This is a genomic window from uncultured Algibacter sp. (assembly GCF_947487605.1).
Classification (GTDB): Bacteria; Bacteroidota; Bacteroidia; order Flavobacteriales; family Flavobacteriaceae; genus Algibacter_D.
Map to the genome: position 1 here is coordinate 238,370 of NZ_CANKXK010000004.1, position 20,975 is coordinate 259,344.

A 20,975-nucleotide genomic window follows, 5' to 3' on the forward strand; every position below is an offset into this window, starting at 1 on the left:
ATATACAGGGTTTAGATGCATAAAAATAAATTTTCAGTCTACCAACTACCACCTGCACCACCACCAGAGAAACCGCCGCCGCCGCCAAAACCTCCAAATCCGCCACTACTGCCAGAGCTTCCCCATCCGTTGGATGAGCCTCTTCTGTAATTTCCGCGTCCCATGTTGCTTAGTATGATGGCGTCTAGTAAGTCTCTACTATCTAATCTTTTACCTCTATTTCTATTATTCTTACCACCACCACGTCTGTTTTTCGAAATAGAAATTATAATAATAATGAAAATAAAAATTAGCATAATTAAAAGACCAATTGGAAATTGCTCTTTATTTCGCTCTTTCGTGTTTTGATATTCACCACTTAAAACTTGAAAAATGGCATCGGTGCCTTTATCTAAACCACTATAATAATCGTTACGTTTAAACTCTGGAATAATAATATTACGAATTAATTCTCCTGTAATACCAGCTGTAAGCCTATGTTCTAAACCATAACCTGGAGAAATCCATATTTTACGATCGTTTTTTGCTAGTAAAACAAAAACTCCGTTATCTTCCTTAGCCTGTCCAATCCTCCATTTATGTCCCCAACGTGGAGCTAATAACCCAATGTTTTCTCCTTTTGTTGTTGGGATAATTACAATTAAAACCTCTGTAGATGTACTATCATTATAATGCTTTAGTTTTTCATAAAGAGCTTTGTATTCAATGCTGTTAAGTGTTTTAGTACTATCAATAACGGGTGGTATGAAATTGGGTTTGTCAGGAATATTATATTGTGCAAATGTCAGACTAATGGAGAAAACCCCAATTAAAAATGAAATGATAGAGTTTCTTCTTTTTTCGATGTTTTGTATATTAGATATTGAATACGACATACTTTCTTAATTTTTAGAAATCTCGTTAGAAAGTTCATCAATATCACCATGATGCCAAGGGAAATGTTTTTGTAATTCTTCACCTGCTTTTAGAACACCGTCAATTAACCCTTGCTTGTAATCACCTTTTTTAAAGTAGGATTGTATAACGTCTTTCGTGCTATCCCAAAAGCTGGAAGGTACAACGCTATTAATGCCTTTGTCTCCATAAATAACGAATGTTTTATCTTCTACAGCAACATAAATTAAAACACCATTTTCGTCTTTAGTATTATCCATTTTTAGATAATGAAAAACTTCTAAAGCTCGATTAAAGGCGTCAATTTCTGATGTTTTTTCAATATGAACACGGATTTCTCCAGAAGTATTTTTCTCAGATATTCGAATAGCTTCAACGATTTCCTGTTCTTCTTCAGCAGAAAGAAAATCTTCTATTTTAGACATGATTTTTAGTTGAAATCAAATTCTACGTCTACTGGCTTATCACTACCCGCTTCAGAATCAAAATAGGGTTTGTCATCAAAATTAAGTATTCCAGCTATAATTGAATTAGGGAATGTTTTAACATGAATGTTATAAGGTTTTATTGCTTCATTATAGCGTGTTCTTGCAGTCTGAATTGTGTTTTCGGTACTTGTTAATTCATCTTGAAGTTTCAAAAAATTCTGATTGGCTTTTAAATCTGGATAGCGCTCGACAGTAACCAATAAACTTTTTAATGCGCCACTTAAACCACCTTGTACTTGGTTGTATTGTGCTAATTGCTCTGGGGTAACGTTTGAGGGGTCTATGCTTATAGAAGTTGCTTTAGCACGAGCATTTATTACAGTTTCAAGAGTACTCTTTTCAAAGTCTGCAGCACCTTTTACGGTATTTACTAAGTTGCCTATTAAATCATTTCTGCGCTGGTAAGATGTTTGCACATTTCCCCAGGCTTCACTTACGCTTTCATTAAGTGTAACAGCAGTATTATTAAATCCTTTTCCCCAAGAATAAAGACCTATTACAACGATTCCAATAATAATCCATGGTAAAAATTTCTTCATGATAAAATAGTTTTAAGATGTTTTAATTGTTATTTGTTTGACACAAAAAACTGTTAAAAGTTACTTGAAATTTAATGTTTTTAGAAAAATTTAATTTTAATGCAAATATTGGTTTTAAACCAACTTTTATAAATGTTGTTTAATTTTAATAAGCTGCGTTTTCACGTCTTCAAGTTTACTTATAATTTCAAAATTACTTAATGCTTGTTTTTTTTCTTCTTTTAAATGAGTTTTCGCGCCTTCAAGAGTAAAGCCTCTTTCTTTTACCAGATGATAAATAAATTTAAGATTTTTTATGTCTTCTGGTGTAAACTTACGGTTGCCTTTAGCATTTTTCTTTGGTTTAAGTACATCGAATTCTTTTTCCCAAAAACGAATTAAAGAAGTGTTAACACCAAATGCTTTGGCGACTTCGCCTATGCCATAATATCGTTTTTCTGGTAATTCAATATACATTAGTCTAAAGATTGATTTTCTAAGGAAGCATTTTCCAAAAGTACAGCAAATTCTTCAGCTGTTAAACTTCCATAGTAAAAGTTTATAGGATTAATTCGTGTACCATCTTTAAAAATTTCGTAGTGTAAATGAGGCGCTTGAGATCTGCCTGTACTTCCAACAAAACCTATTAAATCGCCACGTTTTACTTTTTGGTTTTTCTTGACATTATATTTGTATAAATGGGCGTATAGACTAACATAGCCATAACCATGATCTATTCTAATATGTCGCCCATAACCAGCAGCTCCAGCATCTGCACGTTTAACAACACCATCACCTGTAGCATATACTGGCGTGCCACGTGGAGCTGTAAAGTCCATTCCCCAATGCATTTTTCTTGCTTTTGTAAACGGATCCGATCGCATGCCATAACCAGATGCCATTCGAGATAAATCTTTGTTGTTTACTGGTTGTATTGCAGGAATTGCAACCATTAATTTTTCTTTTTCTTCGGCAAGTTTGGCTATTTCATCTAAAGACCGCGATTGTACAACTATCTGTTTTTGCAGAATATCTAAGCGCTTACTACTTTCTATAATTAATTTAGAATTGTCATAACCTTCTAAGTCTTTATATCTGTTAATACCACCAAAACCAGCTTTACGCTGCTCTTCTGGAATAGGGTTTGCTTCAAAATAAACACGATAAATGTTATTATCTCTATCTTCTATATTAGATAGAACCGCTTCTGCATGTTCCATTTTTTTATTTAGAAGGCTATATTGCAACTGCATGTTCTGCAATTCTCTTTTTAAAGCTTTTTCTTTAGGAGATTCAATATATTGGCTCGAAATAAAAACGAAGATAAAACCAAACATAGCAGAGGCAATAATAAACATTGAGGTGTACTTTAAGGTAGTCCTTTTTTTGCGCTCAATTTTTCTATAAGAAAGCGATTCTGGATCGTAATAATATTTTACCTTACTCATTACCTAATTTATGCTATTTTTGCATCTAAATTTAAACAAGTTTAGACTGCATGCTATATGCAAACGAACAAACCTACAAAATATTTTTAGCAAAACTAAATCATAGAAATGAAATGTAGGGCTAGTAAGTTCTAAATTTAAAAATAGATTAACAAAGAAAATATAAAATCACTTCAGTGTAAAATATATAATTGAAGCAAGTTTTTTGATAAATAAATGAAGTCACAAGAAATTCGATCCAAGTTTTTAAGTTTTTTTGAAGACAAGAAACATAGCATTGTACCATCGGCACCTATGGTTTTAAAGGATGATCCCACATTGATGTTTGTAAACTCTGGTATGGCACCCTTTAAAGAGTATTTTTTAGGTAATGCACAGCCTAAGAATAACCGAATTGCAGATTCTCAAAAATGTTTACGTGTTTCTGGAAAGCATAACGATTTAGAAGAAGTTGGTTACGACACATACCATCATACATTATTTGAAATGCTTGGAAATTGGAGTTTTGGCGATTACTTTAAAGAAGAAGCTATTGCTTGGGCATGGGAGTTGTTAACCAAAGTTTACGGTATAGACAAAGATATTTTATACGTTACAGTGTTTGAAGGTAGTGATGATGCCGATAATCTTGATATGGACACCGAAGCTTACAATTTTTGGAAAGCCCATATTTCTGAAGACCGTATATTAAAAGGAGATAAAAAGGATAATTTTTGGGAAATGGGCGATCAAGGACCTTGTGGACCTTGTAGTGAAATTCATGTCGATATTCGTTCTGCCGAAGAAAAAGCTAAAATATCTGGTAAAGAATTGGTAAATAAAGACCATCCTCAAGTAGTTGAGATTTGGAATTTGGTATTCATGCAATACAACCGAAAAGCCAATGGAACATTAGAAACTTTGCCAAATAAGCATATAGATACTGGAATGGGCTTTGAGCGCCTTTGTATGGTTTTACAGAATGTTCAATCTAATTATGATACCGATGTTTTTACGCCCATAATTAGAGAAATAGAAACCATTACCAATAAAAACTACGGTAAAGATGATAAGATGGATGTCGCTATCCGTGTCATTTCGGACCATTTACGTGCTGTTGCATTTTCAATTGCAGATGGGCAACTACCAAGTAATACAGGCGCTGGTTATGTAATTCGTAGAATTTTGCGTCGTGCAGTACGTTATGGATTTACTTTTCTTGATAAAAAAGAACCATTTATTTATAGACTGGTTGATGTTTTATGTAAAAGAATGGGAAATGCTTTTCCAGAATTAAAAGCCCAAAAACAACTTATTGAAAATGTTATAAAAGAAGAAGAGCACTCTTTTTTAAGAACGCTAGATCAGGGGTTAGTATTGCTTAATAGAATTGTTGACGAAACAAAAGGCGATACAGTTTCTGGTGAAAAAGCCTTTGAGTTATATGATACTTACGGATTTCCAATAGATTTAACGGCTTTAATTCTTTCGGAAAAAGGTCTAAACCTTGATGAAAAAGGTTTTAATGAAGAGTTGCAGAAACAAAAAACACGTTCACGTGCAGCTAGCCAAATGTCTACTGATGATTGGACGATTTTAGTAGATGATGCCGAAGAAGAATTTGTAGGTTATGATACTTTAGAGGTAAATGTTAAGTTAACTAGGTATAGAAAAGTTACTTCTAAAAAAGACGGTAATATGTATCAATTAGTCTTCAATTTAACACCTTTTTATCCTGAAGGAGGAGGACAAGTTGGAGATAAAGGCTATCTTGAAGATGCGCATGGCGATGTGGTTTATATTCTAGATACTAAGAAAGAGAATAATGTTATTATTCATTTTACTAAGAATTTACCAGAGCATATAAATGAAACTTTTAAAGCTGTTGTTGATGCCAAACAACGCCACAGAACAGAATGTAATCATACAGCGACACATTTACTACATCAGGCTTTAAGAGAGGTTTTAGGAACGCATGTTGAGCAGAAGGGAAGTGCTGTACATTCTAAATATTTACGTTTCGACTTTTCTCATTTTTCTAAAATGACAGTTGAAGAATTACGAGATGTAGAAAATTTTGTAAATCGAAGAATTGAAGGGAAATTACCTCTTGAAGAAAAACGTAATATCCCAAAAGAAGAAGCAATTGCTGAGGGCGCTATGAGTTTGTTTGGTGAAAAGTACGGCGATACTGTTAGAGCAATTCGGTTTGGGCAATCAATCGAGCTTTGTGGAGGTACTCATGTTAAAAATACTGCAGATATTTGGCATTTCAAAATAGTGTCTGAAGGCGCAGTTGCAGCAGGTATTAGACGAATTGAAGCTATTACCAGTGATGCAGTAAAAGATTTTTATTTTGATAACAATAGAGCTTATTTTGAAATGAAAGACTTACTCAATAATGCAAAAGAGCCAGTTAAAGCTTTGCAGAATTTGCAAGACGAAAATACGAGTCTTAAAAAGCAAATAGAAATCCTTTTAAAAGATAAAGCCAAAAATATTAAGGGAGCGCTTAAAAATGAATTAACTGAAATTAATGGGATTCAATTTTTAGCTAAAAAACTCGATTTGGATGCTGGTGGGTTAAAAGACGTTGCTTTTGAAATTGGAAGCCAATTTGATAACTTGTTCCTATTGTTTGCAACAGAGCAAAATGGGAAAGCTTTGTTGTCTTGTTACATTTCGAAAGAATTAGTTGCCAGTAAAGGGTTAAATGCAGGGTTAGTGGTTAGAGAACTTGGTAAATTTATTCAAGGCGGCGGTGGCGGACAGCCATTTTTTGCAACCGCTGGAGGTAAGAATCCAGATGGGATTGATGAGGCTTTAAACCAAGCAAAACAGTATCTGAATTAGTAGTGCCTTTGCGCGAAACCTATGCAAGATGAAATTACAAACCAAAATACCTTTAGAAAAACAGTCTAATAACTTAATCGACTATAATTCTAACATCCTTTTAATTGGTTCTTGTTTTTCAGAAAATATAGGAAATAAGCTAGAGTATTTTAAGTTTCAAAATCTTCAAAACCCTTTTGGAATTCTATTTCATCCTAAAGCAATAGAACGTTTATTCGAAAATGCAATTTCTAAAAAAAAATATACTAAAGCAGACGTCTTTTTCCTTAACGAACAATGGCATTGTTTTGATGGACATTCAAAATTAAGTAAACCTTCAAAGGATGATTTATTAAATTTTTTAAATGAGCAACTAGAAATAACAAACACTCAAATTTATAATTCAAGCCATGTAATTGTTACTCTGGGTACTGCTTGGGTATATAGGAATATAGACTCTAATACAATAGTTGCTAATTGTCATAAAGTTCCTCAAAAACAATTTGATAAAGAATTATTATCGGTTGAATTAATTTGTCAATCATTAAAAAATATAATAGACCTTATTCAAAGTAAAAACCCAAAGGTTTCAGTAATTTTTACAGTTTCTCCTGTAAGACATTTAAAGGATGGGTTTATTGAAAACATGCAAAGTAAGGCACATTTAATTGCTGCTGTTCATCAATTGTTATCAAACTCAGCAGAATCTAGGAATCTTAATTACTTTCCTTCTTATGAAATCATGATGGACGAACTTCGCGATTATCGTTTTTATAATGAAGATATGATTCACCCAAGCGAGCTAGCTATAAATTATATTTGGGAAGCCTTTAAAACGGTTTGGGTTTCAGAAGAAGTTTCAAAAATTATGGACGATGTCGATTATATTCAAAAAGGACTTCAGCATAAACCTTTTAATCAAAATTCTGAGGCACATATACAATTTCTTGAAAAGTTAGAATCTAGAAAACAAATATTAGCTTCTAAATTACCTCATATTAAATTTTCATAACGACTGCATTCTTAAAAATGCCACTTCATCAGCATTAAGTGTCATTTTGACCACTTGTTTCTTTAAATATACGTAATTCGTCGTATTGATTTCCCCTTCATTAATTGACATTTTTGTGAAGCTATTAATTATAAAATAATTCAATAATGAGAAATTTAAACAAACTTATGTTATTCGTAATGATGGGATCATTACTAACCTTATCATCATGCTCAAGTAGCGATGATGGTGGCAGTGCTGGAACTGCAGGATCAGGTACTATTACAGCTAAGGTAGACGGCACAACTGTTACGTCTATTGATATTGCCTCTCAGGCTACTTTTACTGCTAATGGCGGTGGTGTATTAATATTACAAGGCACCGATTCTAGTGGTAAAGGATTTGTTTTAACCATTAATGGATATAATGGTACTGGAACTTATGATATTTCAGATTCGAATGTATTCATTTCAGCTATCTATATTGAAGCAAATGCGACTAACCCAAGTGCGACTCAAAGTTGGTCTGCTCCTTATGCAAACTCTGGCGTTATTGGTGAAATTAAAGTAGCAGAAGAAACTGATGATAACGTAAAAGGGACATTCTCTTTCACTGGAAAGAATGCTAACGATGACACTACTAAAGTGATTACAGAAGGTTCATTTAATCTTTCGAAACAAACACTTTAAATTTTATAAAAATGGAGTTGTGTGAAATTCACGTAGCTCCATTACCATTATTAACCCTAACAAAATTCAACAATGAGAAATTTAAAACTATTTGTTTTTCTATTAGCTGGTACGCTAATGTTAAACGCACAGAAAGCTGAGGCTCCTAATTTTACCTATAATATTGAAGGTAAAGTAGAAAAAATGACACTTACAACTTCTGGTGTTATGCTAATTATGCATGGAAAAGGATTAGCAGGAATTAAACCAGGTCAAGAAGGATTAGTATTTAATTTTGAGGATTACGGAAAAGTTAAAGAAGAAGAAGTTTTTATAGTTCCAAATACACCATATGTAATGGTTGGACAAGCAGGTTTTGGTGGAATTGCTGCTAAACAAAGCGTTATTGACGTAGTATCTGGAAAACGTTTATTTGACACAAAAGCTAATGGATGGAAAGCAGCAGGAAGACCAACGCTAATTATGCCAGAAAACAAATTAATTGTTTCTGGGCAACGTACAGCTAAAGAAAAGTATACACAAGCAGTTGGTATTTATGATATGAGTACTGGTAATGAAGTAAAACTCTTTAAATTAAAAGGTTCAAATTCGTTAACGGGAAGACCAAGTATTATTGATGGTGGTGTAATATTGCCAACTTTTAAAGGTATTTACAGAATAGATATGAATACAGGCGCAGAAAGTTGGGTGGTAGATTTAAAGAATGTTGCTTATGTTATTCCTGATAACGATGGCAAGTCCATGTTCGCTGTTCAAGGAAAAGGAAAAAATCATGTAATTCATAAGATAAGTGCTTCTGGGTCTCAAATATGGGGCGAAGGAAAAAAACTTAAAGGAGTCGTTTCAAACTTCGAAGTAACTTCAAAAGGATTAGCCATTGTTAGTAATGTAGCAGACACTGGCAAAAAAGGTTTGGCAAAATTGGCTGCTGCAAAAGCACAAAGTAATATTTCTTTTTTATCGGCGAGTACAGGAGAGGATTTATGGGAGAAAGCACCAAAAACAAAAGGGTATGTGCAGCATTTTTATATTATGGATGATGGTATCTTATTTGGTATAGGTGAAGGTGGAATTAACAAGATTTCTTATGAAGGTATTCCATTATTCAAAAAGCCTTTAAAAACAGGTGAAAACATTCACACTATGGCATTGACTAAACAAGGAATGATTTATATTACAGATAGCGATGCCAATATTGTTAATTTAGATACTGGGGAGTCTATTTGGAATAAACCAATAAAATATAAACGGGCGAAAGCAGTAACTAGCGTTTATGACGAGGCGCATTCTAGATACTTAATTAGTACTGGCGAAGAAATGATTGCTATAGACGAGAATAACGGCGATATTAGTACTTTGGCAACCTATGACTTTGAAGAAAAAGAAAACCCAACTGGTCTTGAAGTTAGAGATAGTGGGTTGTTACTAACTTCCGATCAAAACTTAATGATGCTTGATTTTGACGGATCAAGTAAATTTCATGAATATTATCGCTCACCGGGGAAAAGTGCTTTTGCAATAGTTGCTTTAAGCGCATTGGCATTGGCATCTACTGCAGCTATGGCAGATGCAAGTTTTCAAGCTGGAGCCAATAGAAACTATATTGGGCAATACAATCAATATGGCGCTCAAAAGAAGAGAGAGGCCGATGCTTTTGCTGCAATAGCTTCAGCATCTTTTAATGAAATGGCAAAACGATTTAATGCCACAGCTGCTACTGAAAATGCACAGTTTATTTTAACAAAACTTGATAGCGGTGTTGGGTTGGTAAAAGTAAACAAGGATAGCGGTAAAGTTGATAAAGAAATTCTCTTGAAAGATAAGAAGCCAACTTATGAAGTAGATGAGTTTGGGGGGTATTTATATTATTTAGCAAATAACAACACAGTCTATGCTTACGATCTTAAGAAATAAATCTTGTTGTTGAGATTTGTTTGATTGGGCGTGATATTTTTATATTGCGCTTAATCTTTTTTTCTTGGCACTTTATCGATTTTTTAGATTCAATCTCACATTTAATCGTAAATTAGAAATGCTATTAATCAGTTCATATAGAAAACATTAGTTCCAAAATTCACGAAAGTGGTTTTGAGCTAATGTTTTTTTTTGAATTAATATGAACTAAACTCATTTTTATTACTTGTAAATTAATATTTTGTTATGATTGCTTTTGATGTTTTTAGCATTATTATTGGTTTGTTTTTAGTCGTTCTTTTGGTGTTTATAATCAAAATATTTTATAACACAACAAGATATAGGAATCAAATTTACTTGAGCGAAATATCGCTTTGCAACCTGTTTGTAAAGGAAACAGAAAAGTCTCAAATAGTAAATAATAACTTTAAATTGGTAGATGATTTAAACGAATCTTTAATTTGTCGCTTACTAAAAATTACCAAAGAACTCCTTTCAATTCAAAATCTTATATTTGAGAAACCCTTCTAATTTACTCCCATGTACAAAGGTTTTCTCTCAATCCTATTATTTGTTTTCAGTTTTTGCTGTTTTTCTCAAAACAAGTTAAAAATAATTGACAGTCTAAAACTTGTAATAGCCAAAAATCCTTCAGATTCTATTAGAATAAATGCGTATAGTGATATTTGCTGGTATTATAGAAATATATCAATCGATTCTGCATTTGCTTATGGCGATCTTGCTTTACAATTGTCCAAAAAGATAAATAATAAGTTAGGTGAAGCCCAAGCATATAATGATATTGGTATTCTTCATTATGACTTGGCCGAATATCGTAAATCTATGGATTATTACAAGAAGTCTTTGGTAATTAGGTCTAAGTTAAGAGATACAATGGGCATAGCCGCGCTTTATAATAAAATAGGATTAGTGCATCAAAATACTTTTAAAATGGATTCTGCCATTTTTTTTGCAACGAAAGCCTTAAAAATTTATGAGATTAAAAATCATACAAGATATGTAACGTTCGTTAAAAACAACATCGCTAATATATACAAAGGCTTAAAGCAATATAAAAAGGCTCTAAATACTCATTTGGAGATTGCTCAAGAGAACGAACGAAATAAAGATTACTTACAACTTACAAGATCTTATAACAATATTGCCAATGCTTACTTGTTCCTTAAAGATACTGTTAGAAGTATAGAATATTATAAAAAGAGTATAACGCTAGCCGAAAAGTTTGATTATAAAAGAGAATTGGCAGCTCTCTATAATAATTATGGAAGCGTTTTGTTAGGTAAAAAGCAATATAAAGAAGCTATTGATTTAACATCTCAATCTCTAAAACTAAGAAAAGAATTAGAAGACAACTATGGTATTGCTAGTACTTCTCTTCATTTAGCAGGATTACACCTTAATAAAAGGGACTTCAATAAAGCAAAAAACCACTTGTATTTTGGAGCAAAGTTATCGAAAAACATAGATGCCAATGAGCTTAAAATAGACGCTTATGATAAATTATCATCGTATCATGCATTTAAGAATAATCCTGATAGTGTTATATATTATAAGGAACTTTTTAAAACGCTTAAAGATACCATTTATAGTAATCAGGTTATAAAAGAAGTAGCTGAGGTACAAGAGAAGTATGATACTGCAGAGCGTGAAAGGCAAATTCTTTCTCAAAGAGCTGATATCGCTGAAAATGAATTGAATTTAAATAAGAAAAACACCCAACTTATAGGTTTGGTTTTAGCAATTGTGTTATTATGTATACTTACATATTTAATTTATAATCAGCAGCGATTAAAAAACTTACAGCTAAAGAAGGAAAGCGAACTAAAACAAGCACTTATTAGAATAGAAACTCAAAACCGACTTCAGAAGCAAAGATTGCAAATCTCTCGAGACCTTCATGATAATATAGGCGCGCAACTTACATTTATTATATCGTCTATAGAAAGTTTGCAGTATGGTTTTAAAATAACTAATAATAAGATTACTAGTAAATTATATCACATTAGTGCTTTTACAAAAGAAACTATTTATGAGTTGCGAGACACCATTTGGGCAATGAATAAAAGTGATATTACACTTGATGATTTACAAAGTAGAATTTCCAATTTTGTTAAAAAAGCGAATATTCATTCAAATGGTATAGATTTTAAATTTATAGTTGATACTAATATTTCAAAAGAGATAAAGTTTACCTCAGTAAAGGGGATGAATATTTATAGAATAGTTCAAGAAGCTATAAATAATTCAATAAAATATTCAGAAGCCGAGCTTATATCTGTTGAGATTTCAAATAATAACAACCTTGAAATAGATATTAATGATGACGGTAAGGGTTTCGATGAAAATAAAACACAATATGGGAATGGACTTAATAATATGAAGAAAAGAGCCCAAGAAATAGGTGCAGATTTAAACCTGAAATCGAAAGTAGGTATTGGCACATCAATAAAATTAAAAATAATAACTTAAATTTAAGTTGGTATTTATTTAATAGCTATTAGCATTACATGTTTCAGTCTAAAACCATCATTTGTTTAGTTTTCTGTTTGAATTTTTTTTTGGCGATTTTAGCACAGAACGATTCAGATATAAATATTCTTGAAGGTAATTTTGATGAAATAACTATTTCAAAACACTATACCTATAGTAGTAATGATAAACCTCTAGATATTAATCTGGTTTTAGAGACAGATTCATTGTTTGAGTTTCATGAAAAAACATTTCTAAATTCTGGTGTGTTTCATCCATATAATTGGGTAAAGATTAAAGTCTGTAATAAATCGAACTTAACAGACTTTGTTTTCGAGTTTAATCAAACATATATAGATTCTATTAGTTTTTATAAAGCAAAAGACAATCAATTAATTGAGACTTTTCCTAAAAAAGGATTGTATTTTGAAGAAGGAAATAGAGCTTCTTTTTTATCTAATAAATATGCCTATATCTACCCAATATCAATAAATAAAAACGATACCGTAAGCTTCTATATAAATGCTATTGTAAATGATGGAGCATTTAGAGCCATGAATAAAATTTGGAGTGTTTCTGGATACAGTCAAAGAGAAAAAGATATTAAGGTTCGCACGTCCTATTTAGAGTTTTTTGGAGGTTTTACATTTTTGGTAGTTATTATATCTATTGCAATGTTTTTCTTTTCCAGTCAAAGCTTATATTTTTATTATGCTGGATTTGTTACGGTAATTTTTTTAAACCTTTTAGGGCTGCGTTATTTTGTGTCACCAATTTACTTTGAGAAGTATTTGTTCTTTGGTAATAATTTTTTGGAAATGTTTACGCTGTTACAAACATTTTTTGTGGTACAATATTTAAAACATTTCTTATCAATTAAAATGTACTACCCCAAATTGTTTGTTATTTTAGAGCGAGCTGCCTGGTTTGTATTGTTGTTTTTTGTTGCCGCTTTATTTTTAAGACAATTCCTATGGTTTTACGCAGTATCATACTATTTCGCAAAATTACTCTTGTTAGTAGTAACAATAAGTTTTTATACGATTGCTATTAAGCTATGTTTCAAAAAAGTAATTATGGCATATTACTTTGTTGTAGCCTATTTTCCGCTTATGTTTTTTGTTGTTTATTACTTGCTTACAGCATTAAAACTTACTTCTGGGTATAGCCCTTTGGAGTGGGAGTTTGTTATTTTCTTTGAAATTTTTGTGCTTAGTATAGCGATGGCGCATCGCTACTATTTACTTATTCAAGAAAACCTTGCCTATCAGAAGAAGCTATATGAACAGCGTTTAAAAATATCACGCGATTTACATGATAATATTGGTGCACAACTAACATTCATAATTTCTTCAATAGAAAATTTGCCGTATGCTTTTAATATTAAAAATAAAAGATTAACCAACAAATTGCAAAACATAAGCACGTTTACAAAAGATACTATTTACGAGTTGCGTGATACCATTTGGGCAATGAATAAAAGTAAAATTTCATTGGAAGATTTACAATCACGAATATCTAATTTTGTTGAGAAAGCCAATTTGCATTCTCAGAATATTCGTTTTGCTTTCAACTTAGACGATTCTATTCCTAAAAATACTGAGTTTTCTTCAATTGTTGGAATGAATATATATCGCATAATACAGGAGGCAATAAATAATGCTTTTAAATATGCAGATGCTAAAGAAGTTTCAGTAAGAATTCTTAATACGAAAGCCAAAATAGAAGTACAAATAGAAGATGATGGTAAAGGTTTTGATATACAGGAAATAGATAGTGGTAATGGATTAAACAATATGAAGAAACGTGCAAAAGATATTGGAGCAGATATTAAAATTGAAAGTAAATTAACGCAAGGAACACAAATTATACTTTCTTTAAACTAATAGAATACGAAGTTGTACGTATTGTTTTATTGCAATAAAATGATAACTTTTACATTTATAAGCTAAGTTCATGAATATAAAAACAGCCATAGCAGACGATAATTCTTTTTTAATAACTGCGGTTAAAGAAAAACTGTCATTTTTTGAAGATATAAATGTGAGGTTTTCTGCTATGAACGGTCAAGATTTAATTGAAAAAATTGAAGACAATCATAATATAGATATTGTTTTAATGGATATTGAAATGCCTATTCTAAATGGCATACAAGCAACCGAAATTATCAAACAAAAATATCCGCAAATCAAGATAATCATGCTTACAGTTTTCGATGACGACGAAAACATATTTAATGCTATAAAAGCTGGAGCAGATGGCTACTTATTAAAAGAAGTTAACCCAAGAGACCTCTATAATGGTATTAATGAAACCTTAGAAGGAGGAGCAGCAATGACGCCTTCAATTGCAATGAAAACTTTAAAGCTATTAAGAAACCCTTTAGCGATTAAAAATATTGAAGAGCAAGAGTCCATTGTATTAACCCCAAGAGAAGTTGAGGTTTTAGAGCAACTTAGTAAAGGACTTAGCTATAGTTTAATAGCTGAAAATCTGTTTCTTTCTGTGGGTACAATTAGAAAGCACATTGAAAATATCTATAAAAAATTACAGGTACATAACAAGCTAGAAGCAGTACAGAAAGCTAGAAAGAATAACCTAATATAATATTACAATAACATTCATTTAATATAACGGGTATATTTATAGCATATATTTGTCATGCTATTAATCAAGGGAATTACATTAGTTAGACTTCTTATGTCGAAGGAAACTGATGTTTTTTTTTGCGCTAAATTCATGCTATTAGTTTTTAAATATTACCTAAATTAGTGCATGCGTAAAATTCTATTTGGTGTCTTTGTTACTTTAGTTATCCTATTTACATTTAAGTATTGTGATAAAGAAAGAGCAGATAAAGTGCGACTTCAAGAAAGTTCTATGCTCATTCAAAAGCAAATTGAGCAAGTTGGAAAACTAATTGTTACCGAAGGTCATTTTAGCGAGGTTTTCAATTATAAAAACTCAAAAGATGTTTTTGGTGATTTTTTTACTTCAGAAAAAAAAGCTTTAGTAGTCGTTAATGCCGATGTCTCCATTGGTTACGATTTAAGTAATATTGAATACGATATTGATGAAGCTAATAAAACCCTAACAATAACGAGTATTCCTGATGAAGAGATTAAAATTAATCCAGATTTGGAATATTACGATATTCAATCAGATTTTTTAAACCCATTTGAAGCAAAAGATTATAACGATATAAAGAATATTGTAAAAAAGTCTTTAATGAAAAAAATTGAGGCTTCCGATTTAAAATCAAACGCAAAAAATAGATTAATCAGTGAGCTTTCTAAATTTTATATTCTAACCAATTCACTAGGATGGACATTGAAATATCATGAAAACTCCATGCAATCAATAGACGATTTAAAGACACTAAAGTTATAGTTTGCTATTTAAACTCATCCAGCCACCTCCATTAATTACTTCAATTCCATGATTTTTTAAAATAGTAGCAGCAGTACCAGAGCGCATACCGCTTACGCAACAGGTTATTACTGGTTTATTATACTTTTTAATCTCATTAATTTGAGTTTTAATGTTTTGCAGCGGAAAATTTTTAGAATTAACAATTGCACCTTGATTGTATTCCTTAACTGTACGTACATCAATAATAACGGCTCCTCTTGATTGAAAATCTTTAATCTTGTTGTCTTTGTTACCAAATAATAAATCTAATAATCCCATAATCTAATTTTTTAGCAAATTACTTTAAATAATTTTAAATCATTGGTAACAAAAGTTGCATGATGGTTCATTAAAATTTTATGTATATTCAACTTTTGTAACAATAAGTTAATATGGAGCCATACGTAACACTTACAATTGAAAATAGTATTGGGTATATAGAGTTTTTTCATCCAGATCATAATGCAATGCCTAGCGACAATCTTAAAAAATTAGAAGAAATTATAGTCAAAGCAGACAATGATGATGATATAAAAGTTATTGTACTTAAAAGTGGAGGAGATAGAACATTTTGTGCAGGCGCAAGTTTTAAAGAGCTTATAAGTATTGATAATGAAGAAGATGGTAAACAGTTTTTTTTAGGCTTTGCCAATTTAATTAATACCATGCGAAAATGCTCAAAATTAATTATTGGACGTGTTCAAGGAAAAGCTGTAGGTGGAGGTGTTGGTTTAGCTGCCGCTACAGATTATTGTTTAGCAACAAAATATGCTTCAATAAAGCTAAGTGAATTAAGTATAGGTATTGGTCCATTTGTAATAGAACCAGCGGTTTCTAGGAAAATGGGAAAAACTACCATGTCTCAGATGACTATTGATGCAGAATCTTTTTTTTCGGCTGAATTCGCTAATGATAAAGGCTTGTATGCCAATGTTTACAAATCTATGGATGCTTTGGATAATGCCGTCAGAGACTTAGCTAATAAATTAGTTAGCTATAACCCTGAAGCATTAAAAGAAATGAAAACTGTTTTCTGGAAAGGAACAGAAAATTGGGATGCCTTATTAGATGAACGTGCTAAAATTAGTGGCAATTTAGTTTTAAGTGCATTTACTAAAGAAACCTTGAAGCGGTTTAACCAATAACGCCCTTTTTTGTAATAATAACTAATCCATCATCTATTAATTGTCCTACTTCTGGTCGATTTTGCTTTATAGATTCTAAATGCTGCAAGATACGATCGCACAGAATGGTTTCATTTCCTTCAAATGCTAATTCGTATAGTTCTATAGGTAATAGCCAATCATTTGGGTGTTTATTAATGAGCTCTTCTAAAACTTTTGTTCTAGAAATTGTTCTGTTTTTATACTCCCTATAATCTCTAACTTGTTGGTATAAAGTCTCAAGTTCAAGCTGCTCTTCAGATTTATCAGGATGAATGGTTTTTGACGATGGTATATGGGTAATTAAATCAAAACTATGTAAATCGGCAGGTCCAGAAAACGCCGAAATAATTTCTTTTCCAACCGCCATGTCGTAGGTTCCCCATTCGGGTTTAAATAACACCCTATCTCTATGTGTAACTGTGCAGTTTTTAAAACTTATAAGTATAATTTTACCCTGAAGATTTCTCTTTCCAGTAATAATTTCACCAGATACTCTAATACCGCCTTCAAATTCAAGAGTTATGCTTTGTTCTTCATAAATATTATAGGCAGCAAGGTCACGTGGACTCATATCTTCAATGGCAATATTAATGCCTTTAAGTTTCCCTATTGGCGAACCAAAACCTTTACTATGGGTGTCTGTGCCATGGCCTACGAGTTCTTTTTCTCTATAGGCTAGAGCACTTTTTCCAGTAGTTTGTATGTAGATAGGTTTTCCTTTGTTTTCAATAATATCTGTAAATACTCCAGATATTTGTAACCCTGTAGTTAGCTCAATTGTGCCTAAAGCATTCGAATTTATAAGTTTATTAACCCCAGTAAGTCCGCCACATCTTAACGCCATGGTATTTGCAAACTCTTCAAGTACTAAGCTTAAGTGAGCAAAATCTGGTGTTACAAATAATTGAGGTTGTGGTTTGGTAATATCAAAGTTTTTAAAGGTTGCATCAATATTGTATGGTAGTTTTTTAACTTCATCAGTCATACACCAAGCGCTTTCGCCTATGGAAGATAATAAGCCTGCACCATATATTTTCGGATTTTCAAGACTGCCAATTAGACCATATTCAACGGTCCACCAGTGCAAATTTCTAATTAAGGCCATCTCACTCGGTTCACCCATATTGCGTTGCAGGTCTTCAACCTTTTTTTCAGCTAAGGCAATAGCCTCATCATTAGAATTTGGAGCTTCTTTGATAATAGATAAATGCCTTACGGCTTCATACAACTCGTAATCTTTAGCCGATGAAATAGCTTTGCATCCAACCTCTCCAAAACGTCGCAAATATTCGGCGTATTCTGGATTTGCTATTATGGGGGCATGCCCAGCACCTTCGTGAATAATATCTGGGGCAGGAGTGTATTCAATATGTTCTAATTGTCTTATATCACTAGCAATTACCAAAACATTATACGCCTGAAATTCCATGAAAGCATTTGGAGGAATAAACCCATCTACAGCAACTGCAGCCCAACCAATATCTTTTAAAATACGATTCATCCCATACATATTAGGGATGCTATCTATTGAAATACCTGTTTGTTTTAACCCTTCTAGGTAAGATTTATGAGCTACAGAGCTTAAAAAATCTACATTTTTGCGCATCACATATCGCCAAACAGCTTGATCTATAGCTGAATAATCAGTATAGTTCTGGGGCTTTATAAACTGTCTTAAATGCCTAGGAAGCTTGCTTAATATTTCATTAGACTCAAAATTATCCGACATTGTTTGTTTTTCTTTGTAAATCACAAGTAAAAATACGAATTCTTTAACAGAAAGCATTATTTAAACTAAATAATTATGAATATCGTAATGTTTATGAAATGGTTAGTTATTTAAAGATTTCCATATATTTATAAAACTAAAAATTTCTAACCAAACATGTATATAAGAAGAATATTTCCAGTTTTAGCAGTCTTAAAATGGACGCGGCGCCATATTTTTTTATTCCTATTTTTAGCATTAATCCCTGTTTTTTTATTCGATGTTTTGGGATTAAAATGGTTACATATCCCATGGTTGCCTTTAGGTGTATTAGGGACAGCAGTGGCATTTATTGTTAGTTTTAAAAACAACGCATCATACGATCGACTCTGGGAAGCTCGTAAAATTTGGGGAGGTATTGTTAATGCCTCACGTTCGTGGACTATTATGGTGAAAGATTTTGTTAATAACGACCATGCTAAAGAGTCGCTTTCTCAAGGTGAGTTATCTTTAGTACATCGTGAGTTAGTGCATCGTCATGTTGCTTGGTTAACAGCATTACGTTACCAGCTACGAAAAGATAAACCTTGGGAAATGCATCTTAAATCTAAACGGTCTAATATAGAATTTAGAGCTGCAAAATTTAGAGTTTGTGAAGATGAAATCCCAATTGAAGAAGCTATCAAGCCTTATATTTCTGAAGAAGAATCTAAAGAATTATTCGCTAAAGGGAATCAAGCATCTCAAATTTTGGGGATTCAATCTAAACGATTAAAGGAGTTAATGAATCAAGGGTTAATTGAAGATTTTAGGCATATGGAAATGGCGAATATGTTGGTTGAATTTTACACGCTTCAAGGTAAAAGCGAGCGTATAAAAAATTTCCCATATCCAAGACAGTTTGCAACTTTAAATTATCTTTTTGTGTGGATTTTTATTATCCTTTTACCCTTCGGAATAATGGAAGGGTTCGAATCTATTGGAGATCATATTCTAGAAGATTTAGCTATTCATGAATCACAAACGTCTTTAGGGCATTTGGTTCAAGAGTTTATTGCGAAACATTTTGTCTGGTTTTCTATTCCATTTAGTGCTTTAATTTCTTGGGTATTTCATACCATGGAGGCTATTGGAGAAAATACTGAAAATCCATTTGAAGGAGGGCCAAACGACATACCAATTACAGATATGAGTCGAGGAATTGAAATTGATATTAGACAGTTAATTGACGATACAGATATTCCAGAACCTTATGTGTGGAAAAATGATATTGTAATGTAATAAAAAAGAGGCTGTCTAAAAAGTAAGTTCAATGTCATATTGAGCCTGTCGAAATATTTTTAGTTTATTGAAAACCAATATTAGTTTCGACAGGCTCAACTTGACAAAACGTATTACAATGACTTTTTAGACAGCCTCTTTTTCTTTGAGTTCATTATTGCTGTGCTCCCGGAGGATATTTAGACATGATTTCTGTGACAAATTCTTTTATACGGGCTTCTTTCTTTTCTATGTTTCTGCTTAAATAGCCAGTTCCCATACCTTGCCAAACAAGTTCTTTTTTATTGGCATCAATAAGATCTATATAAAGTGTTCCTTGTGTGCTTGTAGAAACTGTAGGTTGATTCCAGCCCCAGCCCCAACCAGGACCAAAGCCTCCCCAACCACCCCAACCCCAAGCGCCCATGCCCCAAGAATTGTTGTAAACATCTACGCGTTGTTGAGATTTAGTAAAAAGACTCACTAATAAATCTGGGTTTTCAGATTTTGAATAGCCTTTGGCTAACAACTCAGCTTCAATAGCTCGTAGTATTCTACGTTTGTCTAAATCGCTAATTTCGGCTTTATCAATACCAGTTTTAAAGAATGCAAAGGTTTTGTATTCACCAAAGTTTGCACCTTTATCATAATCTGCTGCAACTCTAACAGAGGTACAGGATGTTACTACCATTACTAACAATAATAGCGACAAAGTTTTAAATAATTTATTCATAATGCAATTTTTTACGGTTATAATAGTTGTAAAAAGCTAGAGTAAACCTGTATTCTATAAAGATAATTAATTTACAGAAACTTTCTTTTTTTTACTTTTAATAGCATCAAGAATCATACCAAGTATTAATCTAAAAATGAGTGAGAAAGGCTATTTTTTGGTTGAATTTGTTCGTTTGTCATAGCCGTATGGACAATGTCTACAACCGCTTTCACAACAATATCCTCTTTTTAAATGGTACCGCTCTGTAAAACAACGATATCCTTCTGGGGTAAGATAGTAGTCGCCTTCCTCAATGGGGATGATTTTTTTCATAGCACACAAAGTTAATATAATTTGGACTGATTTTTGAAATTAAAAGAATATGATACTCATTTCAAAATATTTAATTCCGAAGGGATATAACGGATTAACATTGTTTCCATTTGTGCTTTTAAGGTCAAAACGGTTAAAG

General features: G+C 32.2%; 19 protein-coding genes. 10 read left to right on the forward strand and 9 right to left on the reverse strand.

Annotation, left to right across the window (positions count from 1 at the left end):
- Nucleotides 1-38: 38 nt before the first annotated feature.
- From Q0739_RS06570 to Q0739_RS06590, 5 genes are all read right to left on the reverse strand, one after another.
- Nucleotides 39-875, reverse strand: coding sequence for a YgcG family protein (locus Q0739_RS06570; RefSeq protein ID WP_298237907.1), 837 nt, complete (start codon nucleotides 873-875; stop codon nucleotides 39-41).
- A 6-nt stretch (nucleotides 876-881) separates the two neighbouring features.
- Nucleotides 882-1,319: a TPM domain-containing protein gene (locus Q0739_RS06575; protein ID WP_298237908.1), complete on the reverse strand. Its 438-nt coding sequence runs from the start codon at nucleotides 1,317-1,319 to the stop codon at nucleotides 882-884.
- A gap of 5 nt (nucleotides 1,320-1,324) precedes the next feature.
- Entirely contained in the window at nucleotides 1,325-1,921 is a 597-nt protein-coding gene (locus Q0739_RS06580; protein ID WP_298237909.1) for a LemA family protein, read from the reverse strand.
- A gap of 126 nt (nucleotides 1,922-2,047) precedes the next feature.
- The gene (locus Q0739_RS06585; RefSeq protein WP_298237910.1) at nucleotides 2,048-2,377 is read right to left on the reverse strand and encodes a MerR family transcriptional regulator; all 330 of its coding nucleotides are present in this window, start codon (nucleotides 2,375-2,377) and stop codon (nucleotides 2,048-2,050) included.
- Nucleotides 2,377-3,348 (reverse strand): M23 family metallopeptidase, encoded by a 972-nt coding sequence (locus tag Q0739_RS06590; protein ID WP_298237911.1) that lies wholly within the window; start codon nucleotides 3,346-3,348, stop codon nucleotides 2,377-2,379. The genes Q0739_RS06585 and Q0739_RS06590 overlap by 1 nt, the downstream gene beginning before the upstream one ends.
- Nucleotides 3,349-3,564: 216 nt before the next feature.
- Between Q0739_RS06590 and alaS the strand changes: the two genes are divergently transcribed.
- The 8 genes from alaS (at nucleotide 3,565) to Q0739_RS06630 (ending at nucleotide 15,633) form a co-directional block, all read left to right on the forward strand.
- A complete protein-coding gene (gene alaS, locus Q0739_RS06595; RefSeq protein WP_298237912.1) occupies nucleotides 3,565-6,180 on the forward strand; it encodes an alanine--tRNA ligase in 2,616 nt (871 codons plus the stop codon).
- Between the two features lie 28 nt (nucleotides 6,181-6,208).
- Entirely contained in the window at nucleotides 6,209-7,171 is a 963-nt protein-coding gene (locus Q0739_RS06600; RefSeq protein WP_298237913.1) for a GSCFA domain-containing protein, read from the forward strand.
- A gap of 146 nt (nucleotides 7,172-7,317) precedes the next feature.
- A complete protein-coding gene (locus Q0739_RS06605) occupies nucleotides 7,318-7,839 on the forward strand; it encodes a DUF6252 family protein (RefSeq protein ID WP_298237914.1) in 522 nt (173 codons plus the stop codon).
- Nucleotides 7,840-7,911: 72 nt separating this feature from the next.
- On the forward strand, nucleotides 7,912-9,753 hold the full coding sequence (locus Q0739_RS06610; RefSeq protein ID WP_298237915.1) for a PQQ-binding-like beta-propeller repeat protein: 1,842 nt from the start codon (nucleotides 7,912-7,914) through the stop codon (nucleotides 9,751-9,753).
- A gap of 540 nt (nucleotides 9,754-10,293) precedes the next feature.
- Nucleotides 10,294-12,243 carry a tetratricopeptide repeat-containing sensor histidine kinase gene (locus tag Q0739_RS06615; protein WP_298237916.1) on the forward strand — a complete coding sequence of 650 codons (1,950 nt, stop codon included), beginning with the start codon at nucleotides 10,294-10,296 and terminating at the stop codon, nucleotides 12,241-12,243.
- Between the two features lie 89 nt (nucleotides 12,244-12,332).
- Nucleotides 12,333-14,129 carry an ATP-binding protein gene (locus tag Q0739_RS06620; protein WP_298237917.1) on the forward strand — a complete coding sequence of 599 codons (1,797 nt, stop codon included), beginning with the start codon at nucleotides 12,333-12,335 and terminating at the stop codon, nucleotides 14,127-14,129.
- A gap of 70 nt (nucleotides 14,130-14,199) precedes the next feature.
- Nucleotides 14,200-14,850 (forward strand): response regulator transcription factor, encoded by a 651-nt coding sequence (locus tag Q0739_RS06625; RefSeq protein WP_298237918.1) that lies wholly within the window; start codon nucleotides 14,200-14,202, stop codon nucleotides 14,848-14,850.
- Between the two features lie 168 nt (nucleotides 14,851-15,018).
- Nucleotides 15,019-15,633 carry a DUF4230 domain-containing protein gene (locus Q0739_RS06630; RefSeq protein WP_298237919.1) on the forward strand — a complete coding sequence of 205 codons (615 nt, stop codon included), beginning with the start codon at nucleotides 15,019-15,021 and terminating at the stop codon, nucleotides 15,631-15,633.
- Here Q0739_RS06630 and Q0739_RS06635 read toward each other — a convergent pair.
- On the reverse strand, nucleotides 15,628-15,933 hold the full coding sequence (locus tag Q0739_RS06635; protein ID WP_298237920.1) for a rhodanese-like domain-containing protein: 306 nt from the start codon (nucleotides 15,931-15,933) through the stop codon (nucleotides 15,628-15,630). The two genes, Q0739_RS06630 and Q0739_RS06635, sit on opposite strands and share 6 nt — an antisense overlap.
- Nucleotides 15,934-16,046: 113 nt before the next feature.
- Between Q0739_RS06635 and Q0739_RS06640 the strand changes: the two genes are divergently transcribed.
- Nucleotides 16,047-16,799 carry an enoyl-CoA hydratase/isomerase family protein gene (locus tag Q0739_RS06640; protein WP_298237921.1) on the forward strand — a complete coding sequence of 251 codons (753 nt, stop codon included), beginning with the start codon at nucleotides 16,047-16,049 and terminating at the stop codon, nucleotides 16,797-16,799.
- Here the strand turns inward: Q0739_RS06640 and Q0739_RS06645 are convergent.
- A complete protein-coding gene (locus tag Q0739_RS06645) occupies nucleotides 16,789-18,549 on the reverse strand; it encodes an aromatic amino acid hydroxylase (protein ID WP_298237922.1) in 1,761 nt (586 codons plus the stop codon). The genes Q0739_RS06640 and Q0739_RS06645 overlap by 11 nt on opposite strands.
- Nucleotides 18,550-18,705: 156 nt before the next feature.
- On the opposite strand from Q0739_RS06645, the gene Q0739_RS06650 reads away from it, so the two are divergent.
- The gene (locus tag Q0739_RS06650) at nucleotides 18,706-19,809 is read left to right on the forward strand and encodes a bestrophin family ion channel (protein ID WP_298237923.1); all 1,104 of its coding nucleotides are present in this window, start codon (nucleotides 18,706-18,708) and stop codon (nucleotides 19,807-19,809) included.
- 154 nt (nucleotides 19,810-19,963) lie between these two features.
- Here Q0739_RS06650 and Q0739_RS06655 read toward each other — a convergent pair whose 3' ends face one another.
- Nucleotides 19,964-20,521, reverse strand: a complete 558-nt coding sequence (locus tag Q0739_RS06655) for a DUF4136 domain-containing protein (RefSeq protein ID WP_298237924.1) — start codon at nucleotides 20,519-20,521, stop codon at nucleotides 19,964-19,966.
- Between the two features lie 150 nt (nucleotides 20,522-20,671).
- Nucleotides 20,672-20,836, reverse strand: coding sequence for a DUF5522 domain-containing protein (locus Q0739_RS06660; protein WP_298237925.1), 165 nt, complete (start codon nucleotides 20,834-20,836; stop codon nucleotides 20,672-20,674).
- Nucleotides 20,837-20,975: the final 139 nt, after the last annotated feature.

Coding starts and splice junctions, on each gene's coding strand:
- Q0739_RS06570 (WP_298237907.1), bottom strand. CDS start 875: ATGTCGTATTCAATATCTAATATACAAAACATCGAAAAAAGAAGAAAC.
- Q0739_RS06575 (WP_298237908.1), bottom strand. CDS start 1,319: ATGTCTAAAATAGAAGATTTTCTTTCTGCTGAAGAAGAACAGGAAATC.
- Q0739_RS06580 (WP_298237909.1), bottom strand. CDS start 1,921: ATGAAGAAATTTTTACCATGGATTATTATTGGAATCGTTGTAATAGGT.
- Q0739_RS06585 (WP_298237910.1), bottom strand. CDS start 2,377: ATGTATATTGAATTACCAGAAAAACGATATTATGGCATAGGCGAAGTC.
- Q0739_RS06590 (WP_298237911.1), bottom strand. CDS start 3,348: ATGAGTAAGGTAAAATATTATTACGATCCAGAATCGCTTTCTTATAGA.
- alaS (WP_298237912.1), top strand. CDS start 3,565: ATGAAGTCACAAGAAATTCGATCCAAGTTTTTAAGTTTTTTTGAAGAC.
- Q0739_RS06600 (WP_298237913.1), top strand. CDS start 6,209: ATGAAATTACAAACCAAAATACCTTTAGAAAAACAGTCTAATAACTTA.
- Q0739_RS06605 (WP_298237914.1), top strand. CDS start 7,318: ATGAGAAATTTAAACAAACTTATGTTATTCGTAATGATGGGATCATTA.
- Q0739_RS06610 (WP_298237915.1), top strand. CDS start 7,912: ATGAGAAATTTAAAACTATTTGTTTTTCTATTAGCTGGTACGCTAATG.
- Q0739_RS06615 (WP_298237916.1), top strand. CDS start 10,294: ATGTACAAAGGTTTTCTCTCAATCCTATTATTTGTTTTCAGTTTTTGC.
- Q0739_RS06625 (WP_298237918.1), top strand. CDS start 14,200: ATGAATATAAAAACAGCCATAGCAGACGATAATTCTTTTTTAATAACT.
- Q0739_RS06630 (WP_298237919.1), top strand. CDS start 15,019: ATGCGTAAAATTCTATTTGGTGTCTTTGTTACTTTAGTTATCCTATTT.
- Q0739_RS06635 (WP_298237920.1), bottom strand. CDS start 15,933: ATGGGATTATTAGATTTATTATTTGGTAACAAAGACAACAAGATTAAA.
- Q0739_RS06640 (WP_298237921.1), top strand. CDS start 16,047: ATGGAGCCATACGTAACACTTACAATTGAAAATAGTATTGGGTATATA.
- Q0739_RS06645 (WP_298237922.1), bottom strand. CDS start 18,549: ATGTCGGATAATTTTGAGTCTAATGAAATATTAAGCAAGCTTCCTAGG.
- Q0739_RS06650 (WP_298237923.1), top strand. CDS start 18,706: ATGTATATAAGAAGAATATTTCCAGTTTTAGCAGTCTTAAAATGGACG.
- Q0739_RS06655 (WP_298237924.1), bottom strand. CDS start 20,521: ATGAATAAATTATTTAAAACTTTGTCGCTATTATTGTTAGTAATGGTA.
- Q0739_RS06660 (WP_298237925.1), bottom strand. CDS start 20,836: ATGAAAAAAATCATCCCCATTGAGGAAGGCGACTACTATCTTACCCCA.